This window comes from Stenotrophomonas sp. 22LJNL06-5-1, assembly GCF_056861455.1.
Genome location: NZ_JBSPUE010000005.1, coordinates 330,703 through 351,092 on the forward strand (window position 1 = coordinate 330,703; position 20,390 = coordinate 351,092).

Here is a 20,390-nt window from a genome sequence, read left to right on the forward strand (position 1 = left end):
CGAAGCGGCGGCGCACTGCTGCCGCGCCCGGACGGTCCTTGGGCGGAGTCCGGGCATGGCTGCACTGCAAAGCTTCCCTACGCCGGTATGAGCCGGATCAGGTTCCAAGGGACTGTCTCAACCGTGGCCACATGGCCGCGGTACCCCCGCTTCTTGGTGTGCATTAGAGCATAGAACGCACTGGAGCTCCCGGCTGTTCCAGCCACGCACGGCGTGGATCCACTGTTTCTGTATTAACAGAACCGTGACATCGCATTCAGTAACGTGCACGCGCATCGTGCCGCTGCGGCCGATGTTTTCCTCGCCGCCTTCGCGGCCCCTGCCCGGTCTGTGCTGCATGTCGCCGGCCCCTCGCAGCAAGCTCTGCTCGCTCCCCTCAATCCCTTGATCGGAGAAGCCCCTTCATGGTGTTTCGCGTTTCCATCGCACTGGTTCTGCTGCTGGTGCTGCTCGCCGGTGTTGCACCTGGCCCCTTCAATACCGTGGTGCAGAGTATCCTCGGCGAACTCATCCGCGGCATCGGCTGGCTGTACCTGCTGGTCGTGTTCCTGGCGCTCGTGTTCCTGATGTATCTGGCCTTTGGCCGCTTCGGCAACCTGCGCATCGGTGGCGAAGACGCCGAACCGGAGTTCTCGCGGGCCAGCTGGATGTCGATGCTGTTCGCCGCCGGCATGGGTATCGGCCTGGTGTTCTGGGGCGCTGCCGAGCCCATTTCGCACTTCAGCAAGCCGCCGGAAGGGCTGGCACCTGAAAGCATGGACGCTGCGCGTGCTGCCATGCGCTACGTGTTCTTCCATTGGGGCCTGCACCCCTGGGCCATCTATGCACTGATCGGCCTGGCAATGGCCTGGTTCCAGTTCAACCGCAACGGCCGTGGCCTGGTCAGCGACATGCTGCAGCCGATCATCGGCCGCCACCATCGTGGCTGGATCGGGCGCGTGGTCAATATTGCCGCAGTCGTTGCGACGGCAATCGGTGTTGCCACCACGCTGGGCTTCGGCACCATCCAGATTGCCGCTGGCATGGAGCGCGTGTTCGGCCTGCACGCAGGCCCTCCGCTGCAGCTGGTGATCATTGCGGTGGCGTTCGTGCTGTACATGGCCTCCACGCTCAGCGGCGTCGACCGTGGCGTCAAATGGCTGTCCAATTTCAATCTGGCGTTGGCCGCCGTGCTGTTGCTGCTGGTCCTCGTGCTCGGCCCGACCGGTGCGATCTTCAACACGTTCACCACCACGCTGGGCTCCTATCTCAACCAGCTGGTGACGATGAGCCTGCGCATGTCGCCGTTCTCGTCCAGCACCTGGGTGGCCGACTGGACGATCTTCTACTGGGCCTGGTGGATCTCCTGGGCACCGTTCGTGGGTTCGTTCATCGCGCGCATCTCGCGTGGTCGCAGCGTGCGCGAGTTCGTGATCGGCGTGGTGTTGGCGCCGACGCTGCTGGGCTTCTTCTGGTTCTCGGTATTCGGCGGCACCGCGATCTGGATGCAGATCTTCGGTCAGGCCGACCTGCTGCAGGCGCTGGGCAATGGCTATGAGACGGTGCTGTTCACCATGTTCGACAGCATGCCGCTACCGTTGCTGCTGTCGTGCATCGCGCTGGTGCTGCTGATGATCTTCTTCGTGACCTCGGCCGACTCGGCGGTGCTGGTGCTGGCCAGCATGTCCACCGATGAAGCGGGCGACCCGCCACCCAAGCGCAAGCTGGCCTGGGGCGTGGGCGTGGCGCTGATTGCCGGTGCACTGCTGCTGGCCGGCGGCCTGGATGCGCTGCAGGGCATGATCACGATTGCGGCGTTGCCGTTCGCGCTGCTGATGGTGCTGGTGATGGTGTCGCTGTATCGGGTACTGGACCAGGAGTACACGCGCGAGCGGCGGCAGGCGCAGCGCCAGCGGCACATGATCGATGCCTGGATCGCACGCGAGATGGCCGCGCAGGAGGAGACCCAGGCGGAGGCCGCACGCGCGCACGATCAGGATTGAGGGTTGTTTTGCAGCCTGCGGCTGCACTGCTTTTTTTAAGCAACGGCAAGTGCAACTTCAAAAGCCAAAGCGGCTCTGGGTTACTGCTGGCTGGGCGAGGCGGTGTGGGTGGGCAGGACACGCCGTAAACCCATCCCTGGGGGCTCGATGGCGCCATCCATGGCGCCAACGGTCCTGCCAGCCCACACCGCCCCACCCCCGACAGTTTCCGTGTGACGGTGGGTTTTCCACGCTATGCGTGGATGAGGTGTATCGGAAAACAAGAAGGGGTCGGATCCGTTTTCCTGCGGAAAACGGATCCGACCCCAACCATCAGCACGCGGCTGTTGCTGTTGCTGTTGCTGTTGCTTTTGATCTTCTTTTTTCTTCCTGCGGTGGCGGCCGCAGAAAACTGTCAGAGGCCGGGTGGGTGGGTTGGCTGGGGGCGTGAGCCGCATGGGCCCGAGGCATGCCTCGGGCGGGTTGGGCAGGACGCCCAACCCCGGTCTTGCCGTGTGCGCAGGACAGCGCACACGAGCAAGCGGCGACCGAGCCTACAAGGACGTACTTGCGGCGTCCCCCGAACAGCCTACCCACCCGGCCCAACAAGCTATTCCGCTTCTGAACCCACCGCAGAGGGGGCTCAGCCCGGTGGCCGGGAAACCTCAATACCCCGCCGCCTGCCCGTCCTTGCGGCTCTCCGAAGCACCGTAGTAAACCCCGGTCTCGGGATCGCGCATGATCGCCTGGTACCCGCCATACGGACCGTCGGCGAACACGATGCGATGCCCCTTGCGCATCAGCGCACGCACTGTTTCATACGGAAAGCCGGTTTCCAGATTCACTTCGCCGCCGTCGGTCATCGCCGTGGCCTGCCCGGTCGGTTCGGTCGAGCCTTCGTGCTGGATGCGCGGTGCATCACCGGCTTCCTGCAGGTTCATGCCGAAGTCCACCAGGTTCATCACGATCTGTGCGTGGCCCTGCGGCTGCATCGCGCCGCCCATCACGCCGAAGCTGGCATACGGCTTGCCGCCCTTGGTGATGAACGCCGGGATGATGGTCTGGAACGGGCGCTTGCCCGGTGCGTAGCCGTTGGGATGGTTCTTCTGCAGCACGAACATCTCGCCACGGTCCTGCAGGATGAAGCCCAGCCCCGGCGGCGCCATGCCGCTGCCCATGCCGCGGTAGTTGGACTGGATCAGCGACACCATCATGCCGTCGGCGTCGGCCACGGTCATGTAGATCGTGTCGCCCTCCTCCAGCTGCTTCGGCGTGCCCGGCTGCACTTCCTTCAACGCCTTGTCCATCGAGATCAGCGCGCGGCGCTGCGCGGCGTACTCCTTGGAGATCAGCTTCTGCACCGGCGCCGGTTGGAACGCCATGTCGGCATAGAAGCGCGCACGGTCGGCGAAGGCCAGCTTCTTCGCTTCAACGAACAGGTGCACGTGTTCCGGTGATCCGAACGGGATCTTCGAGAAGTCGTAGCCTTCCAGCACGTTGAGGATCTGCAGCGCGGCGATGCCCTGGCTGTTCGGCGGCAGTTCCCACACGTCGTAGCCACGGTAGTTGCTGCTGACCGGTTCGACCCACTCACCGTGGTGGTCGGCCATGTCCTGGTAGCTCAGGTAGCCACCATTGGCCTTGAAGTAGTCGCCGATGGTGCGGGCGATGTCTCCCTTGTAGAAGGCGTCGCGCCCGCCGTCGGCGATCTTCTGCAGCGTGCTGGCCAGGTTCGGGTTCTTCCACATCTCGCCCTTGCGCGGGGCGTGGCCGTTGATCGTGAACTGCTCCTTGAAGCCCGGGTACTGCGACAGCTTGGGCACCGAGCGGTCCCAGTAATAGGCGATCACTTCGGCCACCGGGTGGCCCTCGCGGGCGTAGCGGATGGCCGGCGCCAGGTTGTCGGCCATCGGCTTGCGGCCGAAGCGGTCGTGCAGTGCGAACCAGCCGTCGACCGCGCCAGGCACGGAGACCGGCAGCGGGCCGGTGGCCGGGATGTCCTTCAGGCCACGGCGCTGGAACTCGGCCAGGGTGAGCGACTTCGGCGAACGGCCCGAGCCGTTGTAGCCGTAGAGCTTCTGCGTCTTCGGATCCCAGACGATGGCGAACAGGTCGCCGCCGATGCCGTTGCCGGTCGGCTCCATCAGTCCGAGCGCGGCATTGGCGGCAATCGCCGCATCCACCGCCGAGCCACCGCCCTTCATCACGTCCAGCGCGATCTGGGTGGCCAGTGGCTGCGAGGTGGCGGCCATCGCATGCGGGGCGATCACCTCCGAACGGGTGGCGAAGGTGTGCCCGGTAATGCGGTCGGCGGCAAGGGACAACGCGGGCACGGCAGCCAGTACGGCGGCGGCGATCAGGGAATGGGCAAGGCGTCGGGACACGGTCGGGTTCCGATGGAAGAGTGGTTCCCCGATCTTCGCCGCTGCGGCCTTCACGCGGTATCGGGCAGAGGTCATGGACGTTGATCCTTGGGGGGCGGGCCAAGGTCCGCACCCACCAAGGCGAATATCCGCCGGATTCCGCGCAAAAACTGCCCTGAAAGGAGTGAATTCGGGTTCACCGAAACACTTTCAGCGGCAACCATCCTTGTGCCGCAAGCGATTGCGCTGGATGCACCGGAAACCGATAGAAAATCCGCCGTGAGGGTTGACAGCGCTGAAATGGCTGTGTTTCTCTCGATCACATGTTGCATCACAACACGCCACCGCGAACCTACATCGAAGCCGCCGACACCGGCGCCGCCTCGCTGCGTTCGATTCTTGTGCTCGTACTTATTACCCAACCAACAGGTGCGGGACGAGCCAGCGTGTAAGCAACAAACACACCGGAACTCTTCAAAAACCCGCACCCGCCCCGGTGCGGGTTTTTTCATTTCAGAACCTGGTTTCAGACGCAACCACCATGACCAACGCTCATCGCACAACCTGGACCTGCACCACCACGCCTCGTGGTGGCTGTGCCTGTGCGATGCGCGGCGCCTCCTCCATCGCTTTCCCCTGACCGGCCGGCACGTCACCTCGACGACCGGCCGTTCTTTTTTCTTCCCACCGCAAGGAACCTCCCCCATGAGCACCAACGACCTGCCCCAGACCAAGATCGCCGTCATCGGCTACGGCAGCCAGGGCCGCGCCCACGCACTGAACCTGCGCGAATCCGGCTTCGACGTGGTGGTAGGCCTGCGTCCGGGCGGCCCGACCGAAGCCAAGGCGCAGGCCGATGGCTTCACCGTGATCGCGCCCGCCGAGGCGGTGAAGGACGCCGACCTGGTCGCCGTGCTGACCCCGGACATGGTGCAGAAGAAGCTCTACAACGACGTGCTGGCGCCGAACATGAAACAGGGTGCATGCCTGCTGTTCGCGCATGGTCTGAACGTGCATTACGGCATGATCGAGCCGCGTGCCGACCTGGACGTGGTGCTGGTCGCGCCGAAGGGCCCCGGCGCGCTGGTGCGCCGTGAGTACGAGATCGGCCGTGGCGTGCCGTGCATATGGGCGGTCTACCAGGACATCAGCGGCAAGGCCGCGCAGCACGCGCAGGCCTATGCGGCCGGCCTCGGCGGCGCCCGCGCCAACCTGATCCAGACCACGTTCAAGGAAGAGACCGAAACCGATCTGTTCGGTGAGCAGGCGGTGCTGTGCGGCGGTGCCTCGGCGCTGGTGCAGGCCGGTTTCGAGACCCTGGTCGAAGCAGGCTACCAGCCGGAGATCGCCTACTACGAAGTACTGCACGAGCTGAAGCTGATCGTCGACCTGTTCTATGAAGGCGGCATCTCGCGCATGTTGGAGTTCATCTCCGAGACCGCGCAGTACGGCGACTACGTCAGCGGCCCGCGCGTGATCGATGCCGGCACCAAGGCACGCATGAAGGAGGTCCTGAAGGACATCCAGGACGGCACCTTCACCAAGAACTGGGTGGCCGAGTACGAAGCGGGCCTGCCGAACTACAACAGGTTCAAGCAGGCCGACCTGGAGCACCCGATCGAAAAGGTGGGCAAGGAACTGCGCGCCAAGATGGTCTGGTTGCAAGGACAGGCCGCGTAACCACGCGGCCTCCCCCACCCGCTTTGCAAGGTTCCCCCATGAACTCTTCGACACATCGCAGCGCGCCGCCCAACGGCGCGCGCTGGCTGACCCAGGCGCTGGAGGCCGAAGGCGTCCGCACGCTGTTCGGCTATCCCGGTGGCACCATCATGCCGTTCTACGACGCGCTGGTGGATTCGTCGCTGAAGCACATCCTGGTACGCCATGAGCAGGGCGCGGCGCTGGCCGCCAACGGCTTCGCCCGTGCCAGCAACCAGGTCGGCGTCTGCGTGGCCACCTCCGGCCCGGGCGCCTCGAACCTGGTCACCGGCATTGCCGATGCGATGCTGGATTCAGTACCGATGGTCTGCATCACCGGCCAGGTCGGCACGCCGCTGCTGGGCACCGACGCCTTCCAGGAACTGGATGTGTTCGGCCTGACGATGCCGATCGTCAAGCACAGCTGGCTGGTGCGCAGCGTCGATGACCTGCCGCGCGTGGTGGCCGATGCGTTCCGCATCGCCCGCGAGGGCCGTCCCGGCCCGGTGCTGATCGACCTGCCCAAGGATGTGCAACTGGCCGATGCCAGCCATCTGCCGGCCCATGTGCCCAGCAGCGTCGAACCGCCGCCGGCGGCGGCCGAGGCCGCGATTGCCGAAGCCATCGCCGCGCTGGCGGCGGCCGAGAAGCCGGTGGTCTACGCCGGCGGGGGCATCGCGCTGGGCGATGCCGTGCAGGATCTGCGCGACTTCGTCGAGGCCAGCGCCATCCCCACCGTGATGACCCTGCGCGGCCTGGGTGCACTGCCGGCCAGTCATCCGCAGTCGCTGGGCATGCTGGGCATGCACGGCACCCGCGCGGCCAACATGGCGGTGCAGGAAAGCGACCTGCTGCTGGTGCTGGGTGCGCGTTTCGATGACCGCGCCACCGGCAAGCTGGCCGAGTTCGCGCCATTCGCCCGCGTCGTCCACATCGATGCGGACGCCTACGAGATCTCCAAGCTGCGCAGTGCTGATGTCGCCGTGCCTGGCAATGTCGGTCACGCCATCCGCGCCCTGCGTGCGGCCTTCCCCTCCCCCAAGGCCCACCAGGATGCATGGCGCAAGCGTTGCGCGCAGCACCGCGACCGCTTCGCTGCCCGCTACGACGCCCCGGGCCAGCACATCTACGCCCCGGCGCTGCTGAAGCGCCTGAGCGAGCTGGCCCCGGCCGATGCGGTGATCGCCTGCGATGTCGGCCAGCACCAGATGTGGGTGGCGCAGCACTGCCGCTTCAACCACCCACGCAATCATCTGACCAGTGGCGCGCTGGGCACCATGGGCTTCGGCCTGCCTGCGGCGATGGGTGCGCAGTTCGCCTGCCCCGATCGCACCGTGGTGCTGGTGTCCGGCGATGGCAGCTTCATGATGAACGTGCAGGAGCTGGCCACCATCGCCCGCTGCCGCCTGCCGGTGAAGATCGTGCTGCTGGACAACAGTTCGCTGGGCATGGTGCGGCAATGGCAGGAGCTGTTCTTCGCCGAGCGTTACAGCGAGATCGACCTGTCCGACAACCCGGACTTCGTGGCACTGGCGCAGGTGTTCGGCATCGCCGCCACCCGCATCGACAACCGCGACGACGTGGAAGGCGGCCTGGCCGCGCTGCTGGCCGAACCGGGCCCGGCGCTGCTGCACGTGGCCATCGATGCACGCGCCAACGTGTGGCCGCTGGTGCCACCGAACACCGCCAACAGCACGATGCTGGAAAGCAACCCCGCCCACGCCCGCCAGGAGACCCCCAATGCAATACCGGCTTGACCTGGTGCTGCACCCGGCCGAAGGCGCGCTGCTGCGCGTGATCGGCATGGCCGAACGCCGTGGCTTCGCGCCGCGTGCGATCAGCGGCGCGCCGGTGGCCGCCGACGATGGCCGCTGGCACCTGCAGCTGGTGGTGGATGGCCAGCGCCCGGCGGAAACGCTGTGCCGGCAGATCGAGAAGATCTACGACTGCGTGTCCGTGCAGGTCACCGCCGTGGAAGGAGCATCCGTATGAACACCCGTACCGTAGTGACCACGGTGCCGGTACGGAGGCGTCTTCTTCGCCGCCCGTGCCCGCATGCGGCGGTCACCTGCCCCCCGCTGGTGGCCCATGCCGGCCGCTGACACCAGCCAGGAAAGCGATGTCGGCGACGTAAGCGTCGCCGACGTTCTGGCAGCGCAGGCCCGCCTGCGCCGCTTCCTGCCGCCCACCCCACTGCACCATGCCGAACGCTTCGGTACCTGGCTGAAGCTGGAGAACCTGCAGCGCACCGGTTCCTACAAGGTACGCGGCGCATTAAATGCGCTGCTGGCCGGTCGCGAGCGCGGTGACACCCGGCCAGTGATCTGCGCCTCGGCCGGCAACCATGCCCAGGGCGTGGCGTGGGCGGCCTATCGCCTGGATGTGCCGGCCATCACCGTGATGCCGCACGGCGCACCGGCCACCAAGATCGCCGGTGTTGCCCACTGGGGCGCCACCGTGCGCCAGCATGGCAACAGTTACGACGAGGCCTACGCCTTCGCGGTCGAACTGGCACAGCGCCATGGCTACCGCTTCCTGTCCGCGTTCGACGATGCCGATGTGATTGCCGGCCAGGGCACGGTCGGCATCGAGCTGGCCGCGCACGCGCCGGACGTGGTGATCGTGCCGATCGGCGGCGGTGGCCTGGCCTCCGGCGTTGCACTGGCACTGAAATCACAGGGCGTGCGTGTGGTCGGCGCGCAGGTGGAAGGTGTCGATTCGATGGCACGTGCGATCCGCGGTGACGTGCGCGAGATCGCTCCCGTCGCCTCGCTGGCCGACGGTGTGCGGGTGAAGATTCCCGGCTTCCTGACCCGCCGCCTGTGCACCTCGCTGCTGGACGACGTGGTGATCGTGCGCGAGGCCGAACTGCGCGAGACCCTGGTGCGGCTGGCACTGGAAGAACACATCATCGCCGAGGGCGCCGGTGCGCTGGCGCTGGCCGCCGGCCGCCGCGTTGCCGGCCGCCGCAAGTGCGCGGTGGTGTCCGGCGGGAACATCGATGCCGGTGTCCTGGCCGGCCTGCTCACCGACATCCGTCCGCGCCCGCCACGCAAACCGCGGCGACGGCGCAGCGAAACACCGCGCTCGCCCGGCAAGGCCAGCGCTCCCGCATCCCCCACGTCTTCCCCTTCCCCCCTGCAAGCCGTCGCACCCGCTGTCGAGGAGATTTCCCTGTGACCACCATCGAACGAATTACCACCCCGCGCATCCGCATCTTCGACACCACCCTGCGTGACGGCGAGCAGTCCCCCGGCTGCAGCATGAGCCCGCCGCAGAAGCTGGTGATGGCGCGTGCGCTGGACGAACTGGGCGTGGACATCATCGAGACCGGCTTCCCGGCCAGCTCGCAGTCCGACCGCGAAGCAATGGCGCTGATCGGCCGCGAACTGCGCCGTCCGAGCCTGAGCCTGGCGGTGCTGTCGCGCTGCCTGCAGGCGGACATCGAAACCTCGGCACGTGCTCTGGAAGCGGCGGCCAACCCGCGCCTGCACGTGTTCCTGTCGACCAGCCCGCTGCACCGCGAGCACAAGCTGCGGATGACCCGCGAGCAGGTGCTGGAGTCGGTACGCAAGCATGTATCGCTGGCACGCTCGTACATCGACGATGTCGAGTTCTCGGCCGAGGATGCAACCCGCACCGAACTGGACTACCTGATCGAAGTCGCGCGCGTGGCCATTGCCGCCGGTGCCACCACCATCAACCTGCCCGACACCGTCGGCTTCACCACGCCGGAAGAAATCCGCGCGATGTTCCAGCAGGTCATCGCCGGCGTCGCCGATGTACCGAACGCGGCCAACGTGATCTTCAGCGCGCACTGCCACAATGATCTGGGCCTGGCCGTGGCCAACTCGCTGGCCGCCATCGAAGGTGGTGCACGCCAGGTCGAGTGCACCGTCAACGGCATCGGCGAGCGCGCCGGCAACTGCTCGCTGGAAGAAATCGCGATGGTGCTGAAAGTACGCCAGGCCTTCTACGAGCAGGACAGTTCGATCAACACCCCGCGCATCGTCGGCACCTCGCAGCTGCTGCAGCGCCTGGTCGGCATGCCGGTACAGCGCAACAAGGCCATCGTCGGCGCCAACGCGTTCGCCCATGAATCGGGCATCCACCAGCACGGCATGCTGCGCCACCGCGGGACCTACGAAATCATGCGTCCGGAGGACGTGGGCTGGGAGGACTCGCAGATGGTGCTGGGCCGCCACAGTGGCCGCGCCGCCGTCGAGGCACGCCTGCGTGCGTTGGGTTTCTGGCTGGACGAAGACGAACTGAAGCTGGTGTTCGAGCAGTTCAAGGGCCTGTGCGAACAGCAGCGCGTGGTCACCGATGCCGACCTGCAGACACTGATGCAGGGCGGTTCCAATGCACAGGGCTATCGCCTGGCCTCGATGACCATCAGCGATGTCGGCAGCCGCGCCAACGCACTGGTCGAACTGTCCGATCCGGATGGCAACCGCGTGGCCGAGACCGCACAGGGCGACGGCCCGGTCGATGCGCTGTTCGGCGCGTTGTCGGCCGCCACCGGCGTACAGCTGATGCTGGACAGCTATCACGTGCACAGCGTCGGCATCGGCGCCGATGCGCGCGGTGAAGCCAACCTGAGCGTGCGCCACGAGGGCGTGGAGTACGACGGCACCGGCACCAGCAAGGACATCATCGAGGCCTCCGCGCTGGCCTGGCTGGATGTGGCCAACCGCCTGCTGCGCCAGCGCCAGGCCGCCGCCCACAGCAGCACCGACGTTCCCACCCCCGCCACCGCCTGAGGACCCCGCCATGAGCGCCTTCGACACCCCCACCCCGACCAGCGCCGCTGGCCAGCAGTGGAACGCCCAGGACTATGCGATCGACGCCGGCTTCGTGCCCCTGCTCGGCGGCGCGGTATCGCGCCTGCTCGACCCGCGCGCCGGTGAACGCATCCTCGACCTGGGCTGTGGCGATGGCGTACTCAGCACCGAACTGGCCCTGAGCGGTGCGCGCATCCACGGCGTGGATGCTTCGCCGGAGCTGGTGATCGCCGCGCGCGCGCGCGGTGTCGACGCCCAGCTGATGGATGGCCACGCATTGTCGTTCGACAGCGAGTTCGATGCGGTGTTCAGCAATGCGGCACTGCATTGGATGACGACTCCGGACCGCGTGCTGGAAGGCGTGCGCCGCGCCCTGCGCCCTGGCGGCCGCTTTGTCGCCGAGTTCGGTGGCCACGGCAACGTGGCCACGATCATCGCGGCCGTGCAGGCCGCACGCGTGGCTCACGGCCACGGCGCCAGCGCTTTCCAGTGGTACTTCCCGACGGCCGATGCCTACGCCGACCGCCTGCGCCAGCATGGCTTCCAGGTTCAACTGATCGAGTGCACGCCGCGCCCCACCGCACTGCCGACCGGTGTGGCCGGCTGGCTGCGGGTATTCGCCGCACCGCTGCTGGACGACCTGCCGGCCGAGGCACGCGCCACCGTGCGCGAGGCGGCCACCGCGTTGCTCGCCGAGCTGCCGCGCAATGCCGCCAGCCAGCCATTGGCCGACTACGTGCGGCTGCGCGTGCTCGCCCGCCGTCGCTGACTTGACCGTTCCGCTTTCTTTACTGATGTTCGCTATTTCGTACTTCTGCCAGGCATACGCATGACTTCCGCACCCCGCACCCTGTACGACAAACTGTGGGACGCCCACGTGGTGGTTCCCGAATCTGAAAGCGCGCCCGCCGTGCTGTACATCGACCTGCACCTGATCCACGAGGTGACCTCGCCGCAGGCGTTCACCGAGCTGCGTTCGCGCGGCCTGGCGCCGCGCCGCCCGGATCGCACCAAGGCGACGATGGACCACTCCACGCCGACCCTGCCGGCCGCCGCCGATGGCACGCTGCCCTACGCCAGCGCCGCCTCCGAAGCGCAGGTCGCCACGCTGGCGCGCAACTGCGCCGAGCACGGTATCGAACTGTTCGATATGGCCTCGGACAATCGCGGCATCGTCCACGTGATCGCGCCGGAACAGGGTTTCACCCAGCCGGGCATGACCATCGTCTGCGGCGACAGCCACACCTCCACCCACGGAGCCTTCGGTTCGCTGGCGTTCGGCATCGGCACCAGCGAAGTCGGCCATGTGCTGGCCACGCAGTGCCTGCTGCAGCGCAAGGCGAAGACCCTGGCCATCACCGTCGATGGCCCGCTGGCGCCCGGCGTCGGCGCCAAGGACGTGGTCCTGCACATCATCGGCGTGATCGGCGTCAATGGCGGCACCGGCCACGTGATCGAGTTCCGCGGCAGCACCATCGAAGCGATGGACATGGAACAGCGCATGACCCTGTGCAACATGTCGATCGAGGCCGGTGCACGCGCCGGCATGGTCGCCCCCGACCAGGTCACCTTCGACTTCGTGGCCAACACTCCGCGCGGCCCCAAGGGCGCCGACTTCGACGCCGCCGTTGCCCGCTGGCAGCAGCTGCGCAGCGATGAGGGCGCGCGCTTCGACAGCGAAGTGCATATCGACGCCGCCGATATCCGCCCGACCCTGACCTGGGGCACCCATCCGGGCACCGCGATCGCAGTGGATGCGCCGATTCCGGCGGCCAACGATGCCGCCGCACAGAAGGGCCTGGACTACATGCATTTCCAGGCCGGCAAGGCGCTGGCCGGCACCCCGGTGGACGTGGTGTTCGTCGGTTCGTGCACCAACGGTCGCCTGAGCGACATGCGCGAAGTGGCGCAGGTGCTGCGCGGCCGTCGTGTCGCTGACCGGGTGCGCATGCTGGTGGTGCCGGGTTCGGAGATCGTCAAGCGCGAGGCCGAGGCCGAGGGCATCCATGAGATCGTGCGTGCGGCCGGAGCGGAGTGGCGCGAGCCAGGCTGCTCGATGTGCATCGCCATGAACGGCGATCTGGTCGCTCCCGGCCAGCTGGCCGTGAGCACCAGCAACCGCAATTTCGAAGGCCGCCAGGGCCCCGGTTCGCGCACCTTGCTGGCCTCGCCGATGAGCGCCGCCTGGGCCGCGGTGAACGGGCACGTCGCCGACACCCGCGAACTGTTCGCACAGGAGGTGGCGTGATGGCCGGTTTCCGTACCCTGACCTCGTCCAGCGTGGTGCTGGCGCAGACCAACATCGACACCGACCAGATCATTCCGGCACGGTTCCTGTCCACCACCGAACGCGCTGGCCTGGGCCGCAACGCGTTCAATGACTGGCGCTGGCAGGCCGACGGTTCGCCGGTGGCCGACTTCGCCTTCAACCAGCCGCACAACGCCGGCCGCAGCATCCTGCTGGCGGGTCGCAACTTCGGCTGCGGTTCTTCGCGCGAGCATGCACCGTGGGCACTGACTGATCTGGGCCTGCGCGCCATCGTCAGCAGCGAGATCGCCGACATCTTCCGTGGCAACTCGCTGAAGAACGGCCTGCTGCCGATCGTACTGGACGAAGCCGACGTGCAGGTACTGATGCAGCGCCCGAACGACGAGCTGACCATCGACGTGGCCGCGCGCGAGCTGCGCACACCTGACGGCCGCGTCTATTCCTTCCCGCTGGATGGCTTCTCGCAGACCTGCCTGCTGGAAGGCGTCGACCAGTTGGGGTATCTGTTGGGCCGTGTCCCTGAAATCGAACGCTACGAGAGTGAGCATGCACGCTGAAATTGTTGTCCTGCCCGGTGATGGCATCGGCCCGGAAGTGGCCGCCGCGGCAGTCGCCGTCCTGAAGGCCGTCGCCGAACGCTTCAACCACAGCTTTACCTTCAGCGAGCACGACATCGGAGGCATCGCCATCGACCGTCATGGTGAACCGCTGCCCGCCTCTACGTTGACTGCCTGTCAGGCCGCCAACGCGGTGCTGCTGGGTGCGGTCGGCGGCCCGAAGTGGTCCGACCCCAACGCCAAGGTGCGCCCGGAACAGGGCCTGCTGGCGATCCGCAAGGCGCTGGGCCTGTATGCCAACCTGCGCCCGGTGCGCACCCACGAGGCCGCACTGCACGCCTCGCCGATCAAGGCCGAGCTGCTGCAGGGCGTGGACTTCGTGGTGGTACGCGAGCTGACCAGCGGCATCTACTTCGGCGACAAGACCCGCGACGCCGACAGCGCCAGCGACCTGTGCCGCTACACCGTGGCCGAGATCGAACGCGTGCTGCGCAGTGCGTTCCGCCTGGCCCGGCAGCGCCGCGGCAAGGTCACCTCGGTGGACAAGGCCAACGTGCTGGAGACCTCGCGCCTGTGGCGTGACGTGGCCGCGCGCATCGGCCGCGAAGAGTTCCCGGATGTAGCGCTGGAGCATCAGCTGGTCGATTCCATGGCCATGCACCTGCTGGCCAAGCCGCGCGAGTACGACGTGATCGTCACCGAGAACATGTTCGGCGACATCCTCACCGACGAAGCCTCGATGCTGGCCGGCTCGCTGGGCCTGCTGCCGTCGGCCTCGCTGGGTGAACCGGGCGCGGTGGGCATCTACGAACCGATCCACGGCTCGGCTCCGGACATCGCCGGCAAGGGCATCGCCAATCCCTACGCGACGATCTTCAGCGCCGCCATGCTGCTGCGCCATTCGCTGGGCCTGGAAGCCGAGGCTGCTGCGGTGGAAGCTGCCGTCCACGCCGTGCTGGACGATGGCGTGTTCACCGCCGATCTGGCCGCCAAGGGCCAGGCGGTGAGTACCGCCGCCGCCACGGATGCGGTGCTGGCCAAACTCAACTGATCCGGTAGCGCCACGCCATGCGTGGCGGCCTTTCCTTCGGACATTGCGCGCAGCCACCCATGGGGTGGCTCTACTGTAGATCCACGCCATGCGTGGATCGTTCGAATCTCGCGCGGTAGATCCACGCCATGCGTGGATGCAGCCATCCGTGCCAACCAGGGTTGGCACCCACCACCGCAGTAGAGCTACGCCACGCGTGGCTGGATTATTTGGTGGTGTACCCACCATTGACCAGAATGGTCTGCCCGGTCATCCACCAGCCATCGGTGACCAGGAAGCGGATCCACGGCACGATGTCGGCGATATCGGTCAGGCCAGTGCGGGTGAACGCCGACAGCGCGGCCGCGGTCTTGTGATACGCCTGCGCATCGGCACTCTCGGCCGGATAGAAGAACGGCGTGTCCATCGGGCCGGGCCCGATCGCCGTCACCGAGATGCCGCGCTCACCGAACTCCTTCGACGCCGCGCGGGTGAAATGCTCCACCGGCGCCTTGGTACCGGCATAGCTGGAGTAGAACGGCGTGAACGCGCCCAACAATGAGGTCACGAGGGTGCAGATGCGGCCGCCATCGTTGACATGGCGTCCAGCCTCCTTGAGGAAGAAGAACGCCGCCTTGGCATTGACCGCGCTCATCTCGTCGTACTCCGCTTCGCTGATCTCCAGCAGCGGTTTCTTCAGCACCTTGCCGACAGTGTTGATGGCGATGTCGGGACGGCCGACTGCGGCCACGGCATCGGCGAACAAGCGCTCCATCGCTGCGGCAGACGTCAGGTCGCCCTGCAGGGCGACGGCCTTGCTGCCGGCGGCCTGCACGTCGGCGACGGTCGCCTCTGCATCGGCCTGGGTAGCGGCGCTGTTGTAGTGGATGACGATGGCCTTGGCGCCCTGGCTGGCGAAGTCGCGGGCGATCAGTCCGCCCAGGTTCTTGGCGCCACCGGCGATCAGCACGGTCTTGCCCTTGAGGGAATGGTCAGTCATGGCTTCGGTCTCGGGAGGGGGCTGCCCGGGGTGGCAACCCTGCCCTGACGACGATATCGTGCAGAAAATGCGGATAAAGCCCGCCACATTGACTTAACTTTCCAGAGCCAACGAACAATGGACCGGATCGATCGCTTCCGCATCTTCACCCGGGTGGTGGAGTGCGCCAGCTTCACCCGCGCCGCCGACCAGCTCGGCCTGCCCCGCTCCACCGTCTCGGCAGCCATTGCGGAGCTGGAGCAGCGGCTCGGCACCCGCCTGCTGCAGCGCTCGACCCGACGGGTGTCTACCACCCATGATGGCGACGTGTTCCATGCCCGCTGCCTGCGCCTGATCGCGGAGGTTGAAGACGCCGAATCGCTGTTCCGGCAGGACGACGCGCAACCGGCCGGTTTGCTGAAGATCGACGTGCCCAGTCGCATCGGCCGTCGCGTCATCGCCCCGGCGCTGCCCGGGTTCTTCGCGCAGTATCCGCAGGTGGAAGTCGACCTGGGCATGACCGACCGCGCGGTGAACCTGATCGAAGACGGTTGCGATGCAGTGCTGCGGGTTGGTCAGTTGGGTGACTCCAGCCTGGTGGCGCGCGAGCTGGGCCAGCTCGACTTCGTCAACGTTGCCGCGCCGGTCTATCTGCGCGAGTACGGTGTGCCGCAGCAACCTGCCGACCTGCAGCAGCATCGGGCGGTGAACTATGCGTCGCCGACCACCGCACGGGTGGAACCGTGGGAGTGGCAGGACGGCGGCCAGCTGCGCACGCTGCCGATGCCCGGCTGGGTGCGGGTGAACAGCGCCGAGGCGTCGATCGCGTGCTGTGTGGCGGGGCTGGGGCTGCTGCAGATTCCACGCTACGACGTGCAGGCCGAACTGCAGTCAGGCGCATTGGTGGAAGTGATGCCGCAGCATGTAGCGCAGCCCTTGCCGGTGACTCTGTTGCAACCGCATCGGCAACATCGCGCACAACGCGTGCAGGTGTTCATCGAATGGCTGCTGCCGGTGCTGCGGAGCGGCCTGCAGCTCCAGTAGATCCACGCCATGCGTGGATGCATGCATCGGTGCCAACCAAGGTTGGCACCTACCAGCGCAAAGACCTGCTGCAGTAGATCCACGCCATGCGTGGATGCATGCCGCAGTGCCAACCAAGGTTGGCACCTACCAGCGCAAAGACCTGCTGCAGTAGATCCACGCCATGCGTGGATGCATGCCGCAGTGCCAACCAAGGTTGGCACCTACCAGCGCAAAGACCTGCTGCAGTAGATCCACGCCATGCGTGGATGCATGCCGCAGTGCCAACCAAGGTTGGCACCTACCAGCGCAAAGACCTGCTGCAGTAGATCCACGCCATGCGTGGATGCATGCCGCAGTGCCAACCAAGGTTGGCACCTACCAGGGCAAAGACCTGCTCCAGTAGATCCACGCCATGCGTGGATGCATGCCGCAGTGCCAACCAAGGTTGGCACCTACCAGGGCAAAGATCAGCTCCAGTAGATCCACGCCATGCGTGGATACGCGCCGAAGTGCCAACCAAGGTTGGCACCTACCAGGGCGGTGGCCGCAGAATCCGGGGCATCACGCCCCGGATTCATCCGGCTTCACCCGGAACCACGCCGCATACAGCGCCGGCAGGAACACCAGGGTCAGCACCGTACCCACGATCAGGCCGCCCATGATCGAGATCGCCATCGAGCCATAGAACGCGCTGCGCGACAGCGGAATCATCGCCAGCACCGCCGCCAGCGCGGTCAGCACGATCGGGCGGAAACGGCGCACCGTGGCATCGATGATCGAATGCCAGCGGTCATGCCCGGCGTCGATGTCCTGCTGGATCTGGTCGATCAGGATCACCGAGTTGCGCATGATCATGCCGGCCAGTGCAATCGTGCCCAGCAGCGCCACGAAGCCGAACGGCGCGCGGAACAGCAGCAGGAACAGGGTCGCACCGATGATGCCCAGCGGCGCGGTCACCAGCACCATCGCCGCACGCGAGAAGCTGCGCAGCTGCAGCATCAGCAGCGTGGCCACCACCACCAGGAACAGCGGCATGCCAGCCTTGATCGAGTTCTGGCCACGTGCCGAATCCTCCACGGTACCGCCGGTTTCCAGCAGGTAACCGTTCGGCAGCTCGGCACGGATGCCGTCCAGCGTCGGCAGGATCTGATGCACCACGTCCAGCGGCTGCATGCCATCGCTGATGTCGGCACGCACGGTCACCGTCGGCAGGCGGTTGCGGTGCCAGATGATGCCGTCCTCGAAGCCATACTCCATCGTCGCCACCTGCGACAGCGTGATGCTGCCGCCGTTGGCGGTCGGCATCGACAGGCTGGACAGCAGCTCCAGCTGGTTGCGCTCATCGGCCGGCCCGCGCAGCAGCATCTCGATCTGGCGGTTGCCTTCGCGGTACACGCTCACCGACTGCCCGGCCAGTGAACTGGACAGGAACTGGCTGACCTGGGCACTGCTCACGCCCAACGCGCGGGCACGCTCCTGGTCGATCACCAGCCGCACTACCTTGCTCGGCTCGCTCCAGTCCAGGTTGACGTTCATCACGTGCGGGTTCTCACGCACCTTGGCTTCGACCTGGCGCGCGATCGCCTGCACCTTCTCGATGTGCTCGCCGGAGATGCGCATCTGCACCGGATAGCCGACCGGCGGGCCGTTCTCCAGGCGGGTCACGCGCATCTGCACGTCCGGGAACTTCGGAATCACCTCGTGCAGCAGCCAGTCACGGGTGCTTTCGCGCGATTTGATGTCCTTGGCCAACACCACGAACTGAGCGAAGTTGGTGGCCGGCAGCTGCTGGTCCAACGGCAGGTAGAAGCGCGGCGAACCGGTGCCCACGTAGGACACGTAGTTGGCGATGCCCTCGCGGCTGGACAGCAGCTTCTCCAGCTTCTCGGCCTGGGCCTGGGTCGAGCGCAGCGACGCGCCCTCGGCCAGCTCGATGTCCACCATCAGTTCCGGCCGGGTCGAATCCGGGAAGAACTGCTGCGGCACAAAGCGGAACATCATCAGCGAGAACACGAACAGGGCGATGGTCGCAGCGATCACCCACCAGCGGTGGCGCAGGCAGCCATCGAGGAAGCGACGGAAGCTGCGATAGAACGGGCGCTGGTACGGATCATGGTCGTGCCCGTGCTGCGGCGGCGCGATCAGGTTGGCCAGCGCCGGATAGCGGTCGGCCCACTGCTGGCGCTTGGCGTGCCAGCGCGCGGACAGGCTGCCCGGCTTCGGCGGCTGCGGATTGAACAGGTCCGGCAGCATCTTGTCGCCCAGGTACGGGATGAACAGCACCGCCGCGATCCACGACACCACCAGCGCGATGGTCACCACCTGGAACAGCGAGCGGGTGTACTCACCCGTGCTCGATGCCGCGGTAGCGATCGGCAGGAAGCCGGCCGCCGTGATCAGCGTACCGGTCAGCATCGGGAACGCAGTTGATTCCCAGGCGAAGCTGGCCGCGCGCAGCCGGTCGTAACCCTGCTCCATCTTGGTGGCCATCATCTCCACCGCGATGATCGCATCGTCCACCAGCAGGCCCAGTGCCAGCACCAGTGCACCCAGCGAGATCTTGTGCAGGCCGATGTCGAAGTAGTGCATGACGAAGAAGGTCATCGCCAGCACCAGCGGAATGGTCACGCCCACCACCAGGCCGGTTCGCAGGCCCAGCGAGAAGAAGCTGACCAGCAGCACGATCACCACCGCTTCGGTCAGCACCTGCACGAACTCGCCAACCGACTCCTCCACCGACTGCGGCTGGTCGGACACCTTGCGCAGCTGCATGCCGGCCGGCAGGGTCTTCTGCAGGCGCTCGAACTCGGCATCGAGGTTGGCGCCGAGCTTGAGGATGTCACCGCCATCCTTCATCGCCACCGCCAGGCCGATGGCCTCTTCACCCATGAAGCGCATCTTCGGCGACGCCGGATCGGCGAAGCCACGCTTGATCTCGGCGATGTCGCCCAGGTGCACGGTGCGGTCGCCGGCGCGGATCGGGAACTGGCGGATCGCTTCGATGTCGTTGAACTGGCCGGTCACGCGCAGCTGCACGCGGTCGGTGGCGGTCTCGAAGAAGCTGGTGCCGGTGACCGCGTTCTGGTCGGCCAACGCCTGCTGCACCTGCTGCATCGACACACCCAGCGTCGCCAGGCGGGTGTTGGACAGCTCGATCCACACCTTCTCGTCCTGCAGGCCGACCAGGTCGATCTTGCCGACGTCGGGCACGCGCTGCAGTTCCAGCTGGATGCGGTCGGCGTAATCACGCATCACCGCATAGTCGAAGCCCTTGCCGGTCAACGCATAGATGTTGCCGTAGGTATCGCCGAACTCATCGTTGAAGAACGGACCGACGATTTCGCGCGGCAGCGTCGGGCGGATGTCGCCCACACGCTTGCGCACCTGGTACCAGAGGTCGGGGATCTGCTTGGACCGCAGGCTGTCGCGCGCCATGAAGATGATCTGCGACTCGCCCGGCCGCGAATACGAGCGGATGAACTCGTACTCGCCAGTGTTCATCAGCGCCTTCTCGAGCGGCTCGGTCACCTGCCGCGAGACCTGTTCGGCGGTGGCACCCGGCCACAGCGTGCGCACCACCATCGCCTTGAAGGTGAACGGCGGATCCTCGGACTGGCCCAGATGCTTGTACGACCACGCACCGATCAGCGCGAACGCCAGCATCGCGAACAACACCAGGGGTCGGTTGGCCAGCGCCCACTCGGATAGATTGAAGCGGCGCAC

At 66.5% G+C, this 20,390-nt stretch carries 14 protein-coding genes and 1 riboswitch; of the genes, 11 read left to right on the top strand and 3 right to left on the bottom strand.

Features of this window, described 5'->3' with window-relative positions; translation table 11 throughout:
• Nucleotides 1–56: 56 nt before the first annotated feature.
• A riboswitch (TPP riboswitch) is annotated at nt 57–158 on the bottom strand.
• A 246-nt stretch (nt 159–404) separates the two neighbouring features.
• A complete protein-coding gene (locus AC13GF_RS13360) occupies nt 405–1,982 on the top strand; it encodes a BCCT family transporter (protein ID WP_126929168.1) in 1,578 nt (525 codons plus the stop codon).
• Between the two features lie 644 nt (nt 1,983–2,626).
• On the opposite strand, the gene ggt is transcribed toward AC13GF_RS13360, so the two are convergent.
• On the bottom strand, nt 2,627–4,420 hold the full coding sequence (gene ggt, locus AC13GF_RS13365) for a gamma-glutamyltransferase (RefSeq protein ID WP_483004917.1): 1,794 nt from the start codon (nt 4,418–4,420) through the stop codon (nt 2,627–2,629).
• Between the two features lie 609 nt (nt 4,421–5,029).
• On the opposite strand from ggt, the gene ilvC reads away from it, so the two are divergent.
• From ilvC to leuB, 9 genes are all read left to right on the top strand, one after another.
• The gene (ilvC, locus tag AC13GF_RS13370) at nt 5,030–6,004 is read left to right on the top strand and encodes a ketol-acid reductoisomerase (RefSeq protein WP_483004918.1); all 975 of its coding nucleotides are present in this window, start codon (nt 5,030–5,032) and stop codon (nt 6,002–6,004) included.
• 38 nt (nt 6,005–6,042) lie between these two features.
• Complete coding sequence (gene ilvG / locus AC13GF_RS13375; protein ID WP_483004919.1) at nt 6,043–7,779, top strand: acetolactate synthase 2 catalytic subunit; 1,737 nt, start codon at nt 6,043–6,045, stop codon at nt 7,777–7,779.
• Nucleotides 7,763–8,014, top strand: coding sequence for an ACT domain-containing protein (locus tag AC13GF_RS13380; RefSeq protein WP_014038403.1), 252 nt, complete (start codon nt 7,763–7,765; stop codon nt 8,012–8,014). Before ilvG ends, AC13GF_RS13380 begins: the two co-directional genes overlap by 17 nt.
• A gap of 96 nt (nt 8,015–8,110) precedes the next feature.
• Complete coding sequence (locus tag AC13GF_RS13385) at nt 8,111–9,202, top strand: threonine dehydratase (RefSeq protein WP_483004920.1); 1,092 nt, start codon at nt 8,111–8,113, stop codon at nt 9,200–9,202.
• The gene (locus tag AC13GF_RS13390) at nt 9,199–10,785 is read left to right on the top strand and encodes a 2-isopropylmalate synthase (RefSeq protein WP_076739198.1); all 1,587 of its coding nucleotides are present in this window, start codon (nt 9,199–9,201) and stop codon (nt 10,783–10,785) included. Before AC13GF_RS13385 ends, AC13GF_RS13390 begins: the two co-directional genes overlap by 4 nt.
• A 10-nt stretch (nt 10,786–10,795) precedes the next feature.
• Complete coding sequence (locus tag AC13GF_RS13395; RefSeq protein WP_483004921.1) at nt 10,796–11,575, top strand: class I SAM-dependent methyltransferase; 780 nt, start codon at nt 10,796–10,798, stop codon at nt 11,573–11,575.
• A gap of 60 nt (nt 11,576–11,635) precedes the next feature.
• Nucleotides 11,636–13,054, top strand: coding sequence for a 3-isopropylmalate dehydratase large subunit (gene leuC, locus AC13GF_RS13400; RefSeq protein WP_483004922.1), 1,419 nt, complete (start codon nt 11,636–11,638; stop codon nt 13,052–13,054).
• Nucleotides 13,054–13,632 carry a 3-isopropylmalate dehydratase small subunit gene (gene leuD, locus AC13GF_RS13405; protein ID WP_483004923.1) on the top strand — a complete coding sequence of 193 codons (579 nt, stop codon included), beginning with the start codon at nt 13,054–13,056 and terminating at the stop codon, nt 13,630–13,632. Before leuC ends, leuD begins: the two co-directional genes overlap by 1 nt.
• Nucleotides 13,622–14,683 (top strand): 3-isopropylmalate dehydrogenase, encoded by a 1,062-nt coding sequence (gene leuB, locus AC13GF_RS13410; RefSeq protein WP_483004924.1) that lies wholly within the window; start codon nt 13,622–13,624, stop codon nt 14,681–14,683. Before leuD ends, leuB begins: the two co-directional genes overlap by 11 nt.
• Nucleotides 14,684–14,888: 205 nt before the next feature.
• On the opposite strand, the gene AC13GF_RS13415 is transcribed toward leuB, so the two are convergent.
• Nucleotides 14,889–15,662 carry an SDR family oxidoreductase gene (locus AC13GF_RS13415; protein WP_483004925.1) on the bottom strand — a complete coding sequence of 258 codons (774 nt, stop codon included), beginning with the start codon at nt 15,660–15,662 and terminating at the stop codon, nt 14,889–14,891.
• Nucleotides 15,663–15,779: 117 nt separating this feature from the next.
• Here AC13GF_RS13415 and AC13GF_RS13420 point away from each other — a divergent pair, with 117 nt between their 5' ends.
• Nucleotides 15,780–16,685: a LysR family transcriptional regulator gene (locus tag AC13GF_RS13420; protein WP_483004926.1), complete on the top strand. Its 906-nt coding sequence runs from the start codon at nt 15,780–15,782 to the stop codon at nt 16,683–16,685.
• Between the two features lie 543 nt (nt 16,686–17,228).
• Here AC13GF_RS13420 and AC13GF_RS13425 read toward each other — a convergent pair.
• Nucleotides 17,229–20,390, bottom strand: a complete 3,162-nt coding sequence (locus tag AC13GF_RS13425) for an efflux RND transporter permease subunit (RefSeq protein ID WP_126930107.1) — start codon at nt 20,388–20,390, stop codon at nt 17,229–17,231.

What these genes read in the sequence shown, in the direction of transcription:
- AC13GF_RS13360 (WP_126929168.1), top strand. Translation starts at nt 405, where the DNA reads ATGGTGTTTCGCGTTTCCATCGCACTGGTTCTGCTGCTGGTGCTGCTC.
- ggt (WP_483004917.1), bottom strand. Translation starts at nt 4,420, where the DNA reads ATGACCTCTGCCCGATACCGCGTGAAGGCCGCAGCGGCGAAGATCGGG.
- ilvC (WP_483004918.1), top strand. Translation starts at nt 5,030, where the DNA reads ATGAGCACCAACGACCTGCCCCAGACCAAGATCGCCGTCATCGGCTAC.
- ilvG (WP_483004919.1), top strand. Translation starts at nt 6,043, where the DNA reads ATGAACTCTTCGACACATCGCAGCGCGCCGCCCAACGGCGCGCGCTGG.
- AC13GF_RS13380 (WP_014038403.1), top strand. Translation starts at nt 7,763, where the DNA reads ATGCAATACCGGCTTGACCTGGTGCTGCACCCGGCCGAAGGCGCGCTG.
- AC13GF_RS13385 (WP_483004920.1), top strand. Translation starts at nt 8,111, where the DNA reads ATGCCGGCCGCTGACACCAGCCAGGAAAGCGATGTCGGCGACGTAAGC.
- AC13GF_RS13395 (WP_483004921.1), top strand. Translation starts at nt 10,796, where the DNA reads ATGAGCGCCTTCGACACCCCCACCCCGACCAGCGCCGCTGGCCAGCAG.
- leuC (WP_483004922.1), top strand. Translation starts at nt 11,636, where the DNA reads ATGACTTCCGCACCCCGCACCCTGTACGACAAACTGTGGGACGCCCAC.
- leuD (WP_483004923.1), top strand. Translation starts at nt 13,054, where the DNA reads ATGGCCGGTTTCCGTACCCTGACCTCGTCCAGCGTGGTGCTGGCGCAG.
- leuB (WP_483004924.1), top strand. Translation starts at nt 13,622, where the DNA reads ATGCACGCTGAAATTGTTGTCCTGCCCGGTGATGGCATCGGCCCGGAA.
- AC13GF_RS13415 (WP_483004925.1), bottom strand. Translation starts at nt 15,662, where the DNA reads ATGACTGACCATTCCCTCAAGGGCAAGACCGTGCTGATCGCCGGTGGC.
- AC13GF_RS13420 (WP_483004926.1), top strand. Translation starts at nt 15,780, where the DNA reads ATGGACCGGATCGATCGCTTCCGCATCTTCACCCGGGTGGTGGAGTGC.